This is a genomic window from Dermatophilus sp. B7861-1 (assembly GCF_058996045.1).
The window spans coordinates 403721-422440 of record NZ_CM180082.1 but is presented as its reverse complement, the minus strand read 5'-3'; the positions used below and the strand labels follow the sequence as shown (position 1 = coordinate 422440).

15 protein-coding genes are annotated in these 18720 nt (G+C 59.2%); 4 read left to right on the top strand and 11 right to left on the bottom strand.

Annotated elements, in window-relative coordinates; translation table 11 throughout:
- Positions 1 to 73: 73 nt before the first annotated feature.
- The 8 genes from AC2T9U_RS01800 to AC2T9U_RS01765 all read right to left on the bottom strand — a co-directional run bounded on the left by AC2T9U_RS01800 (position 74) and on the right by AC2T9U_RS01765 (position 9544).
- Positions 74 to 1450: a lysine N(6)-hydroxylase/L-ornithine N(5)-oxygenase family protein gene (locus AC2T9U_RS01800; protein WP_493696449.1), complete on the bottom strand. Its 1377-nt coding sequence runs from the start codon at positions 1448 to 1450 to the stop codon at positions 74 to 76.
- Between the two features lie 34 nt (positions 1451 to 1484).
- Complete coding sequence (locus AC2T9U_RS01795; protein ID WP_493696448.1) at positions 1485 to 3113, bottom strand: ATP-binding cassette domain-containing protein; 1629 nt, start codon at positions 3111 to 3113, stop codon at positions 1485 to 1487.
- Positions 3110 to 4891 carry an ABC transporter ATP-binding protein gene (locus AC2T9U_RS01790; RefSeq protein ID WP_493696447.1) on the bottom strand — a complete coding sequence of 594 codons (1782 nt, stop codon included), beginning with the start codon at positions 4889 to 4891 and terminating at the stop codon, positions 3110 to 3112. Before AC2T9U_RS01790 ends, AC2T9U_RS01795 begins: the two co-directional genes overlap by 4 nt.
- Positions 4892 to 4896: 5 nt before the next feature.
- The gene (locus AC2T9U_RS01785; RefSeq protein ID WP_208303908.1) at positions 4897 to 5106 is read right to left on the bottom strand and encodes an MbtH family protein; all 210 of its coding nucleotides are present in this window, start codon (positions 5104 to 5106) and stop codon (positions 4897 to 4899) included.
- Positions 5107 to 5194: 88 nt separating this feature from the next.
- Positions 5195 to 6031, bottom strand: coding sequence for an ABC transporter ATP-binding protein (locus AC2T9U_RS01780; RefSeq protein ID WP_208303909.1), 837 nt, complete (start codon positions 6029 to 6031; stop codon positions 5195 to 5197).
- A complete protein-coding gene (locus tag AC2T9U_RS01775; protein ID WP_493696446.1) occupies positions 6028 to 7107 on the bottom strand; it encodes a FecCD family ABC transporter permease in 1080 nt (359 codons plus the stop codon). The genes AC2T9U_RS01780 and AC2T9U_RS01775 overlap by 4 nt, the downstream gene beginning before the upstream one ends.
- Positions 7104 to 8048, bottom strand: a complete 945-nt coding sequence (locus tag AC2T9U_RS01770; protein WP_493696445.1) for a FecCD family ABC transporter permease — start codon at positions 8046 to 8048, stop codon at positions 7104 to 7106. Before AC2T9U_RS01770 ends, AC2T9U_RS01775 begins: the two co-directional genes overlap by 4 nt.
- Positions 8049 to 8257: 209 nt before the next feature.
- Complete coding sequence (locus tag AC2T9U_RS01765; RefSeq protein ID WP_493696444.1) at positions 8258 to 9544, bottom strand: cytochrome P450; 1287 nt, start codon at positions 9542 to 9544, stop codon at positions 8258 to 8260.
- A gap of 88 nt (positions 9545 to 9632) precedes the next feature.
- On the opposite strand from AC2T9U_RS01765, the gene AC2T9U_RS01760 reads away from it, so the two are divergent.
- The 3 genes from AC2T9U_RS01760 (at position 9633) to AC2T9U_RS01750 (ending at position 13481) form a co-directional block, all read left to right on the top strand.
- Positions 9633 to 10475 carry an aminoacyl-tRNA hydrolase gene (locus AC2T9U_RS01760; protein WP_493696443.1) on the top strand — a complete coding sequence of 281 codons (843 nt, stop codon included), beginning with the start codon at positions 9633 to 9635 and terminating at the stop codon, positions 10473 to 10475.
- A 163-nt stretch (positions 10476 to 10638) separates the two neighbouring features.
- Entirely contained in the window at positions 10639 to 12021 is a 1383-nt protein-coding gene (locus tag AC2T9U_RS01755; RefSeq protein ID WP_208303912.1) for an L-serine ammonia-lyase, read from the top strand.
- Between the two features lie 143 nt (positions 12022 to 12164).
- Positions 12165 to 13481, top strand: a complete 1317-nt coding sequence (locus tag AC2T9U_RS01750; protein ID WP_493696442.1) for a TetR/AcrR family transcriptional regulator — start codon at positions 12165 to 12167, stop codon at positions 13479 to 13481.
- Here AC2T9U_RS01750 and AC2T9U_RS01745 read toward each other — a convergent pair.
- Positions 13451 to 14317 (bottom strand): SDR family oxidoreductase, encoded by an 867-nt coding sequence (locus AC2T9U_RS01745; protein WP_493696441.1) that lies wholly within the window; start codon positions 14315 to 14317, stop codon positions 13451 to 13453. The genes AC2T9U_RS01750 and AC2T9U_RS01745 overlap by 31 nt on opposite strands.
- A 337-nt stretch (positions 14318 to 14654) precedes the next feature.
- On the opposite strand from AC2T9U_RS01745, the gene AC2T9U_RS01740 reads away from it, so the two are divergent.
- Entirely contained in the window at positions 14655 to 16007 is a 1353-nt protein-coding gene (locus tag AC2T9U_RS01740) for an SLC5/6 family protein (RefSeq protein ID WP_115031399.1), read from the top strand.
- A gap of 71 nt (positions 16008 to 16078) precedes the next feature.
- On the opposite strand, the gene AC2T9U_RS01735 is transcribed toward AC2T9U_RS01740, so the two are convergent.
- Positions 16079 to 17758: an ABC-F family ATP-binding cassette domain-containing protein gene (locus AC2T9U_RS01735; protein ID WP_493696440.1), complete on the bottom strand. Its 1680-nt coding sequence runs from the start codon at positions 17756 to 17758 to the stop codon at positions 16079 to 16081.
- Positions 17755 to 18687 (bottom strand): carbohydrate kinase family protein, encoded by a 933-nt coding sequence (locus AC2T9U_RS01730; RefSeq protein WP_493696439.1) that lies wholly within the window; start codon positions 18685 to 18687, stop codon positions 17755 to 17757. Before AC2T9U_RS01730 ends, AC2T9U_RS01735 begins: the two co-directional genes overlap by 4 nt.
- Positions 18688 to 18720 lie beyond the last annotated feature (33 nt).

The window sequence follows — 18720 nt, the reverse complement described above, 5'->3', positions numbered from 1 at the left end:
CAAGACGGGTAAGGGGCCGACGACGAGGCCGGCTCGCAGGAGTGGGCGTCGGGCGGTGGCGCCGACACTGAGGTCAGCGCGTGGCGAGCACTGACTGTTCGGTGTGTACGTGGTTGGGGTTTTCTTCTTGTAGGTCGGCGCGTAGTGCTTGGCAAAGTTCTCCGGCGCGTACGGCGATGGTGGATAGCAGGGTGGCGGAGAGGCCATGGCTGCTTTCGGTGGCGCCTTGGATGAACAACCCGGGTACTTCGCGTCCGTTGACGATGACGTGGTGGTCGCGGGAGACCTGGGGAGTTTCGGTGCCGATGAGACTGGGGGCCAGGCCGCTGAGGCCGCGGGAGCGGAATCCGGTGGCGCAGACGACGGCGTCGACGTGTGTGGTGTGTTCGGTGCCGTCGATCCGGTTGCGGAGGATGACTTCGACGCGGCCATCTTCGGCTAGGCGTGCGTGCATGACGCGGGTGGCGCGGTGGAAGTTCAGTCGGTGTTCGCCGGTGACTTGTTCGCGGTATTCACGGTTGTACAGGTCGACGATGAGGCTTTCGTCGACGCAGGCGTAGTTGGTGTATCGGTGTCGTTGTACTAGGTCGCGGCGTACGTCTTCGCAGGCGTGGTAGAAGTCGTCGACTGCTGCGGGGTCGAAGACGCGGTTGGCGAAGGGGCTGTCGTCGGCTGGTGCGAATCCGTAACCGTGGAATGCTGCCTCGACGTTGGCTCCGGCGTCGTGCAGGTATGCGATGACTTCAGCGGCGGATTGGCCTGCGCCGACGACGAGTGCGCTGCGTGGCAGGCCTTCTGGTAGTGCGGCGAGGTGGTCTAGTAGGCGGTGGTTGTGGAACACCCTTCCGGATCCGGCTAGTTCAGCTCCTAGTGCCCATTCGGGAAGTCGTTCTTCTAGGCCGCTGGCTACGACGACGGTGCGGGCGTAGTGGATTTCGGGCCCATCAGGTCCTTCTGCGGTGATGGTGAAGCGGGCTCCGTTGGGGGCGTCGTCAATGGCGTGGTCGAGTGCGGTGACTGTTCGGCCGTAGCGGACGTCGGCGTCGAGGTTGGTGGCTACCCAACGTAGGTAGTCGGAGAATTCGACGCGTTCGGGGGTGAATGTTTGTCGGTTGATGAAGTCTGGGAGTCGGTCGTGTTCTTTCAGGTAGTTGATGAAGGTGTAGCGGCTTTCGGGGTTACGCATTGTCACGAGATCTTTGAGGAAGGAGATCTGCATGGTGGTCCCGGGCAGAAGCATGCCGTCGTGCCAACGGAATTCGTTTTGTTTTTCGAGGAACATGGCTTTGATGCCTGTTCCTTCATTCAGGGCGATGGCTAGCCCGAGGTTACCTGGTCCAAAACCAATGCCGATGACGTCGTATACCGCGGTGGAGCGGTTGGATTCTTGGTGGGGGGCGTGGCTGTTTTGCGTAGGTGTGTGGGATTCGCTTGGGTCAGGGGTAAACACGATGACTCCTCCATTCTATAAGGTAAGCCTTACCTTACATGGACATGTGCTCAACTCGATCCGCCACCGTCACCCACTCCGGCCCGGCACAAAGAACCACTGTGGTTCTGCCTGAACGTTTCTCAGCCAGCAGCAGCGAAATGCTCCGCGCTGTCACGGCATCAACAGCAGAGGTCGGATCCACCAAAACCAAAATGTCTGGGTCAGCAGCCAATGCCCTCCCCAATGCCAGCCGCTGCCGTTGGCCACCAGAAAGATCGGTCCCCCGCTCAGCCACATCTCGCTCCAATGCCGAACCAGCCGTCACATCATCCAGGCGCAACCGGCTACACAACTCAGAAGGTTCATCAGGCTCAGTTTCTTTGCCAGCAAACCGGCCAGTGGGGACCAGGGCCTGCCCCACCGTTCCCTGCAGGATCTGCGGATGTCTCGCCTCGGCAAGGACGAGGTCCCGCAGCTGCTCTAGATCTGCTTCCTGTGTTGGCACGCCACGCACCTGCACATGACACTGCATCGGTGCCGCATCAACACCTGCACGCAACGCCTCTACTACTTCTGCAGCATGTCCAGAGGAGCAATACACCACGGTGAGTTGCCCTTCGGGGGCAGACCACTTCCGCTCGCCATTCCAGGCGCCAATCGCGGCTACTTCTCCAGCAGCAGGCAAGTCGCGTCCCTGCACCATCGGAGTGGGCTCCCCCACTGCGGCCAGGCGCCGGGATGAAGCCCGCGCGGCTGCCGCATATTGCGGCATTCGGCACAGCTGTTGAGCTGGATCTGCCACAAATTGGGTCAAGCCAACGACCGTGATGAGTTCACCGATCGAAATATCACCAGCTAGGGCTCGGTAACCTGCAGCCACCCCCACAAGACCAACAAGAAGAGTGCTGGTCAAGGTGGTCACCATCTCGCTCACCCCGCCAAGCTTGGCGAGCCCTTCGGCCTGCTCACGCGCATCGGAAGATAACCGCCGGTATCCCTGATAAGCGGCCCCCCTACCACCAATTCCAGCCAACGGGCGCAGCCCCCGCAGCAAGTCACCTACGCGAGCAGTAGCCACCGCTAAGAGACGTTGATGCTCTTGCCCCCAGGAGGCAATGCGTCCTGAGATGAGATGCAGGACTGTAAGCACCACAGCCGTGCCGCCAAGCACCATCGCTCCTAGCGCGAGGTCGATATACGCCAGCACACCGGCACAGAAAAGAATCCCTACCAGGGCAGAAGCGGCCACCGCAAGGATTTCCATGATGTCGGCAGCGTGACCGGCATCCTCACCTGCCACTGTCACCAAGTCATCCCCGTTAACCTCACCGCGGGAGGGGCGAGATGCGATGACGCTGGTAGCAATTTCGTCGCGCAGTTCTTCAGTGCGGCGAGCCGTAGCAGCCTGCAAAAAACGGAAAGCGGTGCGCCAGGACCACGAGACGGTGAAAATAGCTACGCCCAGCGCGGCCACTGACAGCAGTGGAGCCCACACGCTGCGCTGCTCAAGTACGTGATCGACGATCCAACCCAGCAGCAGCGGAACTGACGCTTCTGCCACCTGATACAGGCACAGGAGCGCACCGGCTCCTAGGAACGTCCACCTTTGACGGCGCAGGGGGGTGAGCAGGATTTCTCGTGCTCGGGCACGCTCGGGCACGCCAGTGCCTCCCAAACTCATCGCATTTCCTCTTCCCGTCCGGTGCTCCATGCATCCCACAGTTCGGCGTAGCGTCCACCTGCAGCGAGGAGCTGTTCATGCGTGCCGTGTTCGATAACCCGACCGTCTGCCATGACAGCGATGGCATCAGCGGCGCAAACCTGATCGAGCCGATGCGCCACCACCACGGCAGTGCGACCAGCCGTGACTGCTTGCGAGGCTGCTTCCAGTACTCCAGCTTCGGCCGATCCGGCTTCAGCAGTTGCTTCGTCAAGCACGACGACTGGTGTGTCACGCACGAGGATTCGAGCGAGGGCAAGTTGCTGGGCCAGCGCAGGGTCGGGAATGAACCCACCTTCACCGACGCGGGTGTCTAGGCCTTCAGGCAAGGACTGCACCCACTCTTGAACGCCAACAGTTTTCAGTGCGTCATGGAGCGTGGTGTCATCGGCTGTTGGATCTGCTAGCCGTAGGTCATCGCGCAAGGTGCCAGCGAAAACGTGGCTTTCCTGAGTGGCGACGCTTACCAGCGCACGCAGCTGGGACTCATCGAATTCGGCGATAGAGCGACCATTAAGGGTGATTTCACCTTCAGTGGGATGCAAACTGCCTGCAAGCAGTGAGGCCAAGGTGGTTTTACCGGCTCCAGTGGCTCCGACGAGGGCCAGGGTGCTCCCGGCAGGGATATGCAGGTCTACACCATCGACTGCGGGATGTTCTACTGCGGGGTAGCGGTGATGAAGCCCGTGTACGCGTATCTCTACTGCTGTTTCTTTTTCTCGGCCAGGTTGCGCGGGCTCGGCGTCTGCGGCCAGGCGCATCACGCCGACAAGACGCACGAGCGCTGCACCTGCTTTTTGTATGTCGTCAGTAACGGCTAGAACTGCACCAATAGGGGTAAATAAGCGGTGGAATAGCAAGGTCGCGGCAGCAACATCGCCGACGGTGACTTGCTCAGCGCGTAGCAGTAGCCACCCCATGAGGATCAGCGCTGCCAGCCCGATGAATTCGGCGCGGTTTTCTCTGGCAACGAACCGCGTGAACACCGAGAAGCTATCGATGGCTTGACGACGCACTGCAGCAGCGGAGTCGGTTAGCTGGCGGCGGCGTTGTTTTTCCAGTCCGTAGGAGCGCAGTGTGTGCATCGCCTCGACTGTGCCTACTACGTCGTTGAGGTATTCGGCTTCTAGGTGTCGTAGTTCCCGGTAGCGAGGCGCGGCCCGTGGTAGGTACCAACGCACTGCCAGAACGTACATCGGCCCAGCGGCCATTCCAGCAAGAGCGAGCCGCACGTCAAGGGTTGCCATACCTACCAGTGCCACGAAGATCATCAGCGAGGCACCTAAGACGGTGGGTAGAGCGCCGCGAGAGGCCGAGGATAGGACTGCAACGTCGGGGCCTACGCGAGAGAGTGTGTCGCCTCGTCCTGCGTTTTCGAGGGTGGCCACAGGCAGGCTGAGTGTGGCATGGGTGACGCGTTCGCGTAGTTCAGCGACAACACGAGCGGCCAGGGTACCCAGGAGGGTGTGCCCCAGACCGTTGAGCAGACCTGCCCCCAGGGCACAGGTAATGATGATGCTCAGTAGTCCAGGCAGGGTTTGTGCTCCGTTGCCTGCGCGGATGAGGTCAACGATCCGGCCAAGCAGGAGCACTGGCCCTACTGCCAACGCGGCGCCACCCAGTAGGGCTAGGGCGGCCCCGGCCGCTAGGAATGGACGGTTTTTAAGTGATCGGACCAGTTCGGTGGTTGCCTGTGCAGCGGTGACGACTGGCAGGCGCTCGCTGGAGGGGACTCCCACGGTTTTTAGGCGCCGATGCGCTGTGGGCGCAGGTCTGTCCAGTGGGCTTCGATGTATTCCAGGGCGGCTTCGCGGGAGGTGCCTTCAGGTGCTCCGTGGACTATGTTCCAGCCCGCGGGTACGTCGGCGAAGGTTGGCCATAGGGAGTGTTGCCCCTCGGTGTTGGTGAGGACGTAGAAGCTGCCGGATGCGTCGTCGAAGGGGTTGTCGGCCATGGCGTCTCCTCCAGGGGAAGCGGTGGGAATGAGTGACATGTGCCTAACTAAGGTAAACCTTAGTTAGGTGTTGTCTCATTTCTTCCCATCAGATGGACGCGATCCGTTCGCTGTGCCGTTCACCCACAGGAACAATTAACGGCCTGCCCGAAACGGGATCCTCGATCACTCGACTACGGAGCCCGAAAACCTCGAACAGGAGCTCTTCGGTGACGATCTCCTGGGGTTCTCCGCGAGCGATGATGCACCCATCGCGCATCATCACCAGGTCGTCGCAGTAGCGGCATGCCAGTGCGAGGTCATGTAGCACCATGACGACAGTGCGGCCATGGTCGGCGTGCAGCCGGTCCACGAGGTCCAGCAGATCCAGACTGCGAGCTAAGTCCAGGCTGGTGGTGGGTTCATCCAGGAGCAGCACGTCTGTTTGTTGGGCGAGCACCATCGCAATCCACGCGCGCTGCCGCTGACCACCGGAGAGGGCATCCAGGCGCCGGTCTGCTAGATCACTGACGCCAGTGAGGGCCATCGCTTCACGTACCGCCTCGGCATCACTGCTGGACCACTGTCGCAGCCAGGACCGGTAGGGGTGACGCCCGAGAGCAACCAGGTCGGCTACTCGGATCCCTTCTGGGGCGGTGGGGGTTTGGGTCAGCATCGCCAACCGTCGTGCCAGTTCTCGTCCTGACAGGGATGCCAGTGGTTGGCCGTCGAGTTCGATGGATCCGCTGCTGGTGGGGATCAGTCGAGCCAGGGATTTGAGCAGTGTGGATTTGCCGCACCCATTTGGTCCAAGAATGGCCGTCATGACTCCGGGGCGAATCTCCAGATCGCAGTCTTTGACCACAGTGTTTCCGCGGTAACCGACGCTGATGCCGCTGGCACGCAGCGCGGGGGTGACCGTCTGGGCAACGGCGGTAAGAGTCATGACGTGACCTTCTTGTTAGCGTGAACCAAAAGTGCAATGAAGAACGGTGCACCTGCGGCAGCTGTGACCACCCCGACCGGGACGGTTCCGGCGAGAATGTGCTGGCTGATCAGGTCACATCCGGGCACCATGACCGCCCCGCAGAGTCCGCCGGCCACTGCTGGCGGTGTGGGGCTGGCCAGGAGAAGGCGAGCGACTTGGGGGGCGGCCAGGGCCACGAATCCGATGGGGCCAGCGGCGGCGACCGCTCCAGCTGTCATGACAACGGCAGCCACCCAGGCCAGTGCTTGGCTACGTCCGATAGGCACCCCTAGAGAGCGGGCTGTGTCATCCCCCAGCGGCAAGACCTGCATTGCTGTCGCGGAAGCAGTCAGCAGGATGAGTCCGGTGATGAGGCAGATGGCTGCCGGGGCTGCATGCTGCCACTGTCGCCCATCGAGGGTTCCGGCCAGCCAGGCCACTGCTTCGCTGGCTTGGTGCACATCGGAGCTGGCCAGCACAGCGGAGACTGTCGCTGAGCACAAGGTGGTGATCCCTACTCCGGTGAGCACGAGGCGGGAGGTGTCGGTGCCTCCAGGCAAGGTCAGCAGCCATACCACCCCGGCTGCGATCAGCCCACCGACCAGTGCAGCTAGCGGTACCGCGATGCTTGCGAGCGCCCCTGTTGCCAGGAGCATGGGGCCAGGAATGAGAGCCAGCACTGTCACGACAGCCACTGAGGATCCCATGGTGATCCCCAAAAGGTCAGGGCTGGCTAGCGCATTACGTGCCAGCGTCTGGGTGATAGATCCTGCGGCGCCAAGAGCGCAACCGACCAGCACTGCGACCAGTGTTCGGGGCAGCCTCCATTCCACGACGATGATGTGGTGAATTTCGGGGCCGTTGCCGGTCAGCGCAGTGATGACTTCAAGGGGGGTGAGTGGGTATGTGCCCTGTCCTAGCGTCAGGATCGACATGGCAGTGACGAGAACGCCCAAGGCGGCGCAGACGAGCACTGTGCGCACTCGGATCCGGGTGCGTGGTAGCGGCCATATCAGTTCACCGGGGCGAAGGCGTGAGTCTGTGATGGTGCTCATGTCGTCGCGACCGATCGACGGCGCACTAGGGCGAGGAACACGGGAACTCCAATGAAGGCGATGACGATGCCGCCAGGGATCTCGGAGGGGCGGGTGAGGATGCGCCCGAATACGTCGGCGAGGACCATGAGCAGCGCTCCGGCCAGGGCACTCATCGGCATGATCCAGCACTGATTGGTTCCCACGAGCAGCCGTACGGCGTGCGGGACAACGAGCCCGACGAAAACGATGGGGCCAGCGGCTGCGGTGGCGGCTCCTGCCAGAAGGGTGACGCCGGTCAGGCCCAGCAGTCGCGCCACCGGCACGTTGACGCCCAAGGAGCTAGCGATGTCATCACCTGCGCCCAGGACATTCAGCGTGGGGGCTGAGAGGAAGGCCAGCGCTGCCCCTACGAGAAGGAAAGGCGCTACGGCGGCGAGCACTGATAGGTCTCGGCCGGTCAAAGAGCCGGTGTTCCATTGGCGTAGCTCGTTCAATCCTGCCTGGTCACGCAGGATAATCGTGGTGGTGAGGGCGTTGAACAGGGCGGTCGTGGCGGCGCCAACGAGCACGAGCGTCAGCGGTGAGGCAGCTCCGGTGCCGATTGAGGAGATGGCGAACACGGTCACGGCAGCGAAGATCGCGCCGAGCAGGGCGAACCATACGAGCACGTCGGTGCTTGTGGCGCCGAAGACGAACACTCCCAGCACTACCGCGAACGCTGCGCCTTGGCTGATGCCCAAGATGCCTGGATCAGCCAGCGGGTTACGGGTGTGTCCTTGAATGAGCGCTCCAGCCAAAGCCATGGATGCCCCCACAGCCAGGCCAAGAAGTGTGCGAGGTAGCCGCTGGCTCCACACGATGGCACCGATGTCGGTGCTAGCGTCCCACGGACGCCCTAGAGCGGTAAGAATCTCATCGATTGTTGTCGGTCGCGTGCCGACGAAAATGGAAAAAACCACTGCACAAAGAACACCCACCACGAGGAGCGCCGCTCCGGTAAGCCTGCTCCCTGACCACTGCATCACATAGGTCAGGCTACCCTTATTAAGTTTGTGGATGCAGTTTGGCATCTACGCGCTTAAGAACACCGCAGCCCTATTCCTAGCCGGTATTTGCTCCCTACCCAGCAACAGACTCCCAACGGCCGCCCACCGCTGCTTCCTACCTGCTACCCCACTCGCAGCCGCAGATTCCGCACCTCATACCCCGAAATGAGGTCAGCCCACCCAATCTTCGGTTCGGAGACAAGCCGCAACGGCAATTGCAGCAAACGCGTCAAAAACGCATCTGATTCCTGTAAAGCAACATGCTGCCCAGGGCATTTATGTCCCCCATCACCAAAACTGAGCACCTCACCACCGGTGCGCGATGGCAGCGGACGTCCAGGGCATATGCCCATTGGGGATTCTCCGACATGATCCGGATCAGCATTGGCCGCACGAATGTACAGATCCAGCAACGCATTCTCCGGAATCTCATATTTATCCTCGCCATCGCAGATCGTGATCGCTGAAAGCGTGCGCCGATACAGGTGCCCCACCACTGGCTCCAACCGCAAGATTTCTTCCAGGATCGCGTACCTATTTTTCGCCCCAGCAGCAGAGACATCCGCTAAGAATCGTTCCCGTAATGCAGCATCGCTGAGCATGTGCCACGTCGCCATCGAGATGAACTCACGCGTTGTCACCATTCCCGCCGCTGCGTACGTCACGCATTCGGTCAAAATTTCTGCGTCGGTGTATCCCTGCTCAATGCAGTGACTGATCACATCGTTGCGTGGCTGAGCTCGCCGTTGACACACTGCGGGGCGTACATCCCGTACAAAGAAATCAATCACCGATATTGATCCCCGCAGCGACATCAGCAGCGACGTCAACCTGCTCGGCGGGGCCACCAACGGATCCACACCGCCTTGAGCCCCCAATGCCGGAATGGCAAAGAAGCGCTCCATCCGCGCCGACATTCCCCGCATATCTGCCCCACCCAAACCAATTACTTGGGCAGCCACCTCCACAGAGAACCGCATAGCTGGCTCAGCTAAATCCACTTCACCTTCTCGCCCCAACTGCTCAATCCGCGCAACGATCTCTTGGGCTCGCACATTCATGAAATCCCGGTAGCGGCTATCGACCGTTTTGGGCGCGAAATACCGAGCTAGCTTGGCCCGTTGCTGGCGATGTTCTTCACCGTCTACGTACAGAATCGGGCGGCGCATCCACGAAGACCCCACACTTTCAGCGTTGAACCCTGCCTGTACGGTGGTGCGCCCTGAGCGCAGCACCTCCCGTACAGCAGGCAGGGAGCGCACATGCCACACCCCATCGATCTGCTCAATTCGCGGTGCATCAGGAAGCGTCGCCTCCGCTTCCCGGGTCGTCTTGCGCGTCCCGGTGAAAGGGCATCCTGTCCCACCTGCACCATCATTCATCGCAATCCCCTCACCAGAAACCAGCATGTGCCGCCTATCGATAAACAGCGTGGCACACCCGCCAGAGCCCCTACGCTTCCCCACATCACACCCATCCATATCGACCGGAGATCTCATGACCGTCGGCAGCGCTTTGGCTCCTCTTATGTCCCTCTACTGTGAAGAAACCGCTCACACCTCCCCTGAGCCTGGCCCTGATGAAGAAGCCTCCGAACACATCCGCGCCATCCAACTCATCATCAATCTCCCTAAAGATCCGGATCTTGCTCCCGGCTGGCACGCTGCGCTGGCAGCATCGGCGAGCGCTTGCGCTGCCTTGTGTTTGGATGCTCGTGCTGAGCCGGAGGGCGAGTGGTTCGATGCTGTGCATTCCTACAGCCAAGGGCATATCCGTAAGGTGACTAGACGCGCTCGAGGAGCTCACTGGCAGGCGGTGCAGGATTTCGCCGGTGTTGGTGTTGTTCACGGAACAACACACGTGCGGGCTTTGGTGCCGGGGCTGGTGCAGGAGCTGGATAAACGGGTAGCGAAGCTGCAGGTGGGCGGGACTGATTTTCCGGTCAATGACCAGAGTGTGGTGGTGCGCTCCGGTGAAGGGGATGGCCGCATAGTGGCTGCAGATGGGCCTGTAGTCACAGTGCATGTTGCGGCTGGGAACACAGCGCCGGTGATGTCTGCGGGCAAGCTCATGGCGCAGGCTGGGCATGCCGGGATGTTGACGGCGGCGGCGTTGGCGGCCACGAATATTGACTTGGCTCGGCGTTGGTTTGAGGGTGGGTGCGCTACCCGTGTTGTTCGTAGCGGGCAGCAGCAGTGGGCGCAGTTGAGCCAGGTTGTGCGCGACCCGTATCGAGCCTGGGGTGAGCATCGACTTGTGGGGGTCAGGGATGCTGGGTTCACTGAGGTTGAGCCGGGCACTACAACAGCGATCGCGGCTTTGCGTGAAACGGGTGCATGAGTCTGTCTCACCCTTGCGGAGGTTGCGTTTACACGCTGTTGTCAGGTGTGGGTTTGGGTGCTTTGAGTGCAGGTGAGCGGAATAGATACCACCAGGAGAGACCGTCGTCACGCACAGCGACATCGGTGAACATCTGGGGGCCAATGGGACGTACTCTCGTTACATGGCCCTCAGCTTTTTTGACCTGTTCAGCATCGGTCTTGGACCGTCGTCATCGCACACGGTCGGCCCTATGCGAGCCGCACACAAGTGGGCCGAACGCCTCTTGGCTGAAGGGATTCTCGACACGGTCGCGCGCATTCACGTTGACTTGTGGGGATCTCTTGGTTCTACTGGCGCCGGCCACCACACTGATCGAGCCACTGTGCTTGGTCTGATGGGTAATGAGCCCGAAACTATCGACCCTCGTGTTGTAGCTCCCAAACTTGACGTAGTGAAGTCCACTGGTCGTTTGTCGATTCTTGGCACCCATGAGATCGACTTTGACTGGGTAGAAGATCTCACTTTGCACATGTTTGATGCTCTCCCCCAACACCCCAATGGGATGACCATCAAAGCTTTCGATGCTTCTGGTGAGGTTGTTTACGAAAACACTCAGTTCTCTATCGGTGGCGGTTTCATTCTTGACGCTGCAGACATGGTTATTGATGGCCAGTCTGCTGAAGAGAAGAGCGTCGGCATGGATGCGCCTCATGAATTCCGCACCGCTAAACAACTCCTTGCCATGTGTGATGAGCAGGGCAAGAGTATCGATCAGCTTGTTCTTGAGAACGAGTTATCGTGGCGTAGTCGAGAAGAGCTTGAGAGCGGCGTGATGGCCATCTGGGGCGTCATGCAGGAGTGCGTACAAAATGGGCTGCACACACAGGGGCGCCTTCCTGGTGGTTTGAATGTGCTGCGCCGCGCCCCGCTGCTGCGTAACCGTTTGTCTTCGCAGGATGTGCACGACCCGTTGGCTGCGATGGACTGGATTTCTTTGTATGCCATGGCTGTCAATGAAGAGAATGCAGCGGGGGGTCGTGTTGTCACCGCTCCCACTAATGGTGCTGCTGGCGTGATCCCTGCTGTGCTGCATTACTACCGTTTTCACATGTCCGGCGCCAGTGACGAGGGTGTGATGCGGTTTTTGCTCACCGCGGGGGCTTTTGGCGCAATTATCAAAATGAATGCGTCCATCTCAGGTGCTGAGGTTGGCTGCCAAGGTGAGGTTGGTTCTGCTTGTGCTATGGCTGCGGCAGGTTTAGCTGCTGCTCTAGGAGGCAGCGCAGAGCAAATTGAGAACGCCGGTGAGATTGCAATGGAGCACAATCTTGGGCTCACCTGTGACCCTGTTGGCGGACTAGTGCAGGTTCCGTGCATTGAGCGCAACGCCATTGGTGCGGTGAAAGCTGTCGCTGCGGCGCGCAGCGCATTGCACGGCGATGGCAAGCACATTGTTTCTTTCGACACCGCTGTGAAAACGATGCGTGACACTGGCCGTGACATGCAGACGAAGTACAAAGAAACGTCGCAGGGCGGCTTGGCCGTCAATGTAATTGAGTGCTGACCTCGCGTCGCTGCTCAACATCGTCTCTGCGCTCTCCCTAGACTGTCTGGGGTAAAGCGTTCCACCGGCGCCGAATTCACTATGTGTTTTGGCGCCGGTGGTCGTTTCAGAACGCACGACGGACAATAAGGGCAGGTTCGGCCATGAATTCCGCAGAATCCGCACGTGCGCACTCACGTGTCCGGCTCCCTGCCGATCAACGACGAGCGCACTTACTTGATGAATCGGCGCGGCTTTTCATGGAGCGCGGATACGCCGGTGTCGGGATTGACGAGATCGGCGCAGCGGTGGGGATAAGTGGTCCTGCCGTGTATCGACATGTCGCTGGCAAGGAACAACTGCTCACCGAGATTGCGTTGAATTGGCTTGATGAGATCACTACGCGAATTCAATCCGTTCGCGATACGCATCTTTCAGGTGTGAAGATTGATCCTGAAGAACAACACCGTCGTGTTCTACAGACAGGCGTCGATTACTGCCTGGCAACGATTCCACATCTGACTGTGGTTTTGCGTTACGTGCATCCCGGCATCGAGCACGAAGCTTTTGCGCCTCGCGCATTAACTGAATCTTTGCCTGAGGAGACAGTACAAACCGGCCTTGATGAAGCCCGCAGTTTCGCCGTGGAACGTTTCGCTCGGATGCGTGACACTCTTGCCCACAGCTTGCGTCATTTCAATCCTTCGATGCCTCAACAGTCGATGTCGGTTTACACCCGGGCTGCTGCGGCTTTAGTTCTTGGGGCTGCTTCCTCGGACCGGGATATTTCACATTCGGCACGGTCGAATGCACTTGTCATGGCTGCGATGCGTCTTCTCCGCACTCCTCTGATTGAAGGGGAAATGTCCATCATTAAAAATGATGTGCCGGGTTGGTCGCGCGCTAGTCGGCGTGAACAAATTCTGCGCACTGCGGTTCGTATGTTCCGTGAGCGGGGCTATGGGGGCGTATCTATGGCCGATATCGCTGGCGAAGTCGGTATCACTGCTTCTGCTTCGTACCGTCATTTTGTGAGCAAGGACGACTTGTTAGCGACTGCCATGTTGCGCACTGCTAACCGTTTCGTCAGCGGCTTGGGTGAGTCTCTTTTATCGGCTCACAGTGCAGATCAAGCGATGACGAACATGCTTCACAGGTATGTCATGGACACTCTCGCTGACCGGGATATGGCGCTGGTTACTGGTCGCGAACGTTTCCATCTAGCCCAGGAGCCGCGCGCGGAACTGCATCGTTTGGAACGGGTGGTGTTCGACGAATGGTCACTTGCGTTGGCAGCTTTGCGTCCAGAATATTCGCCTGCGGAGCGGGATTTACTAATTGCCGCTGCGCATCGCGTCATTGTGGAGATGGCTTACGCGTGGGGAAACGCTTCTGCCGATAACCTCGAAAACATGCTGTTCAGAATGGCGCAATCCATTCTTGGGGTGGGTCAGCCAGTGAGCGCTGGCGAAGCCGCGTAGATGTTTCGCAGCACTGTTTGCGCGCTGGTTGCTGGGCGCCCTAGCACACGTTCAATATCTCGTGTCACGTCACCGAGTTCTCCTTTTGCCGCAGCGAGAAAGTGAGATACGCGGGCGCTGGCCTGCCATGGCTCTAGGGTGCCCAGGAGCTCATCCATCGTCTCTTCTACTGACGTGTGTTGGTAAGAGACGGCCTGTCCACTTTCTTCTTGCAGGAGGCGGGCTAGCTCGGCCCATGGGAATGCTTGCGGCCCGGATAGTTCCAGGCTTCGGTGATCGTAGGCGTGTGGATTGAGCAGTACCGAAACAGCAACATCGACGATGTCTTCTTGAGCAACGGGCGCGATTTTCCCTTTACGCCCTGGGCCACGAATAACGCCGTCTTCTCCCACGAGCTGCGGCAAGGTGTCTGCGTACATGTTGTCGCGCAGGAACGTCCAGTGGCGGCAAGTTGTGCGTATGAGGCGTTCGGTGTGCCAATGATCCCGGGCGACCGTGCATGTCGCGTCGCGCATTGCGCCAGCAAATGACAGGTACACGACGTGGTTGACGCCTGCAGCCATCGCGGAGGAAATGAACTGGTCGTGGGTGCGCAGCAGGTCAGCGTTTTCGTCAGCAGAGACGAAAAACAGTACGTCGATCCCTTGTAACGCGTCATATACGCGTTCGCTGTCGGTATATGTGCCTTCTGTAATTTCCACATCGCCTAGTTCAGGCAGTCTGGTGGCATCACGTACAAAAACCCGCAACGGCACGTTCTGTTCTGCCAACTTGCGGGCAACGCTGCCACCGATATGACCTGTGGCACCTGTCACGGCGATCCGTGTGGAGGACATTGGCCTCTCCTGCTCGACTCTTGCTGTGCACCTGAAGCGCGATGACCGATGATCGGATAGCACTCACCACCCGACAACGCGAGAAATGCTCTCACCGCTGGGAACCGTAGCGAATTCGACAGTCAGTGTCTGCTGCTTGCGGCTTTCGCTTACTCGCGTCTTTTTTGCGTAAATGTCTGCACATCTGCTTTTAGAACGCCATCACGGTACAAGAACACAATCCGGTGACGATGTGCCCGCTCTCACCCACCACCAAGTCGTCTCCCAGGGGAGTTTGAGGTTTTATTAGAAACCCCTGCACAAAGCTGCGCTGGAATGAAGAAAGTGGTGAGTGGCCATGGCAGATCCCAAGGCCGACGTCCACTCGGGAAACGATCAGTCACCCGAGCACCTGACCGCGAGCGACGCCACAAGCGGACCCGTGGGACAGGCAAGCACCAAGGAACCGGAAATCTTCGATACTCCTCGGTGGAACAAACACGATACAAGCTGGGTCATCAGCCTGTTTGGGACTGCGGTGGGAGCAGGAATCTTGTTCCTTCCTATCCGCGCAGGAGCGGCTGGCCTGTGGCCGCTGGTCATCATGACCCTTCTCATTGGCCCGATGACATATTTTTCCCACCGGGCATTGTCAAGAATTATTTGCAAATCTCCCCGAATGGGTGACGACATCACCCTCGTCGTCGAAGACTATTTCGGTTCCGCTGCCGGAAAGCTCATTACCGTTCTGTACTTTTTTGCGATTTACCCGATCGTGTTGATTTATGGCGTCTCTATTACAAACACAGTGGATAGCCTTCTCGTCAACCAGCTCGGAATGCCTTCACCGCCGCGATGGATCCTTTCAGCAATTCTCATCGCTGCTCTCATGGCGGTCATGCTTTCGGGTGAAAAAATCATCTTGATGGTTACTAGCTGGGTTGTTTACCCACTCATCGCGATTCTGATCGGTGTCTCGCTTTATCTCGTTCCGCAGTGGGATCTCAGTGGTCTCACCCAGCCGCAGCCCTTGCCTAGCATGCTCATGACGGTGTGGCTGACCATCCCCGTGCTCGTATTCGCGTTCAACCACAGCCCGGCAATCTCGCAGTTCTCGTTAGCGATGCAGCGCCACTACGGTTATAACTCGGCCGAGAAGGCTTCGAAGATTTTGCGCGCTAACGCGATCATGCTCGTGCTGTTCACCATGGGTTTCGTATGGTCATGCGTACTCGCTCTAGGACCCACTGAACTAGGTAAGGCACGTGAGGCAAACCTGCCTGTGCTGTCGCATATCGCCAATGTGATGGCTAACCCGATCATCAGTTACCTCGGCCCGATTGTCGCGATTACTGCCATCGTTTCTTCTTTCTTTGGGCACTATTTCGGCGCTGCTGAAGGAGCGGTCGGTATTGTTCGCGCTGTCACGAAGGGCAAAGTCAAGCAGCGTTCTGCCCAGATCGGTGTCGCCGCATTCATGTTCCTCACTACGTGGGGAGCGGCCGTGGCGAACCCAAGCATTCTCGGTCTCATCGAAACGATTTCTGGCCCAGTCATCGCATCAATCCTGTACCTCATGCCGATGTATGCAATCCACAAAGTGCCAGCGCTCAAGCCATACCGCGGCAAGCTCAGCAATGTGTTCATTACGGTTGCTGGATTGTTCGCAGTGGGAGCAATCATCGTGACAATGGTGCAGAGCTTCATGTGATCATGCCCTGACATCTATGGGGGTGGTTCCGCGAAAGGGAACCACCCCCATTTTTTTGTGTTCAGATCAGGTTAGTCCGCGTCGATCTCCTCTAACGTTCCGTTTTCTACGTGCCAGCGGCGGGTGAGCCGCACAGACTCGAGCATGCGACGGTCATGGGTGACGAGCAGGATGGTTCCGTTGAATTCTTCGAGTGCTTCCTCAAGTTGTTCGATGGCGGGTAGGTCGAGGTGGTTGGTGGGTTCATCGAGAACGAGAAGGTTCACACCGCGCGCTTGGAGAAGAGCTAAGGCTGCTCGGGTGCGTTCTCCTGGGGAAAGCGATGAAGCGGGCCGATTCACGTGGTCAGTTTTGAGGCCGAACTTGGCCAGGAGGGTTCGCACGTCAGCGTCGGGCCAGTCAGGAACTTCGAGAGCGAAGCACCGACTTAGGTTTTCTTCTCCTTCGAAGATGTCTCGTGCTTGGTCAATTTCACCGATGACGACGCGTGATCCAGCTGAGACTGTGCCTTCACATGGTGGGATGCGCCCAAGGAGGAGGTTAAGAAGAGTGGTTTTTCCGGCGCCGTTGGGGCCAGTTACCGCTACGCGATCGCCGTAGCGCAGCTCGACGGTGAGGGGACCGAATGTGAAGTCACCTCTGTGGATGATGGCGCGACTGGCCTGGGCGACGATGTCACCTGAGCGAGGGGCTGCTGCGATGGTGAACTGTAATTGCCATTCTTTGCGAGGCTCTTCAATGACTTCGAGGCGTTCGATTAATTTTTCGGTGATTTTGATCTTAGCGGCTTGTTTCTCACTGCTGGCGCGGTTGTGGTGGCGAATAAATTTGTCTTTTTCTTTACCGTGGCCACTTTTTCCTTTGCGGACAGCATTTTTAACGCCTTTGTCCATCCATGCGCGCTGCATACGGGCACGAGTTTCGAGCTCAGATTTACGTTGTGCATAGTCGTCGTAGGCTTCACGAGCATGGCGACGCCGAATTGATCGTTCTTCTAGGTAGGCGTCGTATCCGCCGCCGTAGGTTGTGACTTTTTGAAGGGAGCGGTCAATCTCGACAATGCTTGTTGCTACGCGGGCGAGGAATTCACGGTCGTGGCTAACAAGAACGGTGGGAGCGTCCGTGTGGGTGACGAAGTGTTCAAGGTGTGCAAGTCCTGCAGCATCGAGGTCATTGGTGGGTTCGTCGAGGAGGTAGACGTCGTAGCGGGATAGGAGGAGGGCTGCTAGACCGACGCGTGCAGCTTGCCCGCCGGAGAGTGAATCGACTGTGCGGTCGAGGTCGATGTTCAGACCGAGGTTGGCGGCAACGACAGGCATGCGTTCGTCGAGGTCCGGGCCGCCTAAGTTGAGCCAGATTTCGAGGGCGGTGGAGTAGGCGTCGCCGGCTGCTGCGTCGGCGTCGGGGTTACCGAGTGCCTCTGCGGTGGCGTTCATGTGTGCCGTGGCGGCGGCGATGCCGGTGCGACGGGTGAGGGCTTGGCGGATTGTTTCTCCAGAGCGAGCGTCTGGTTCTTGGGTGAGGTAACCGAGTTGAGCGTGGTGGGGTGTACAGGTAATGGTTCCGGTGTGGGGTTGTTGGTGGCCGGCAAGGATTTGCAGGAGTGTGGATTTTCCTGCCCCGTTGGGCCCGACGAGGCCGATGACGTCGCCGTTGGTGACGATGAGGTCAAGGTTGGAGAAGAGGACTGTGCTCCCGTGTCCGGCGGTGATGTTGGCGGCGTGGAGGGTGCTGGTTTGGCTCGCGCTCATGTGAGCTCCTCAAGGGTTGGGGGGTTCGCCCCGGCACGGGTGATTGTGATGCCGCTGATGTGGCTGCAGCGTCGGATGATGTTGGTGAGAGTGGTGTGGTCGATATCGGCGAGATCGTTGCGGTGGTCTGCTCCGAGGAGTCCGGCTGTCCATAGCCCGTCAATGAGGGCGGCCATGAATGAGTCTCCGGCGCCGACGGTGTCGACAACGTTGACTGTAGGGGTTTCAACAGTGATAGCCACGCCGTTTCTGGTGAGTGCGACTGCGCCTTTGGCTCCGCGAGTGATGACAACCAGGCTGGGGCCGTGGCGTAGCCAGTTTTCCGCGACAGTAAGGGGGTTGGTGGTTCCGCCTGTGATCCAGTGAATGTCTTCGTCGGAGACTTTGACTATGTCGGCCATGCCGATGAGGCGTTCCATGTGGGTGTAGGCATGCCGGGGTGTGCCCATGAGACTGGGGCGAGCGTTGGGGTCGTAAGTGATGGTGGCGGTGGCGCGGGCGGCAGCGATGGCTTCACGGACGTGGGTTGCTCCAGGTTCGGTGATGGCAGAGAAGGAGCCTGCGTGAACGATGCAGGCGTTGTTAGTGATGTTGATGGGTGGGCGGTCCCAGTGGACATCGAATTGGTAGGTGGCTGATCCGGTGGCGTCAATGGTGGCGTGGGCAGTGCTGGTGCGGGCTGCGGTGTTGCTTCCTGGGGTGATGGTGATGTGTTCGTCGGTGAGGTGGGTGTGGAGTTGTTTGCCGCGGGAATCGAGTGCATAGGAGGTGGCTAGGTGAACGGGGCGAGCTAGGCGGGCTAGACCGACGGCAACGTTCATGGGTGAGCCGCCGGGGTGTTCCTTGGTGTGGCCGGCTTCGATGTCGATGATGTCTATGAGGGATTCACCAATGATGAGTGCGTGGGGCTGGGTGGGTTGCTGGCTCATGTGGGCTCCGTTGCGGGTTGGTGGCTAGTCACA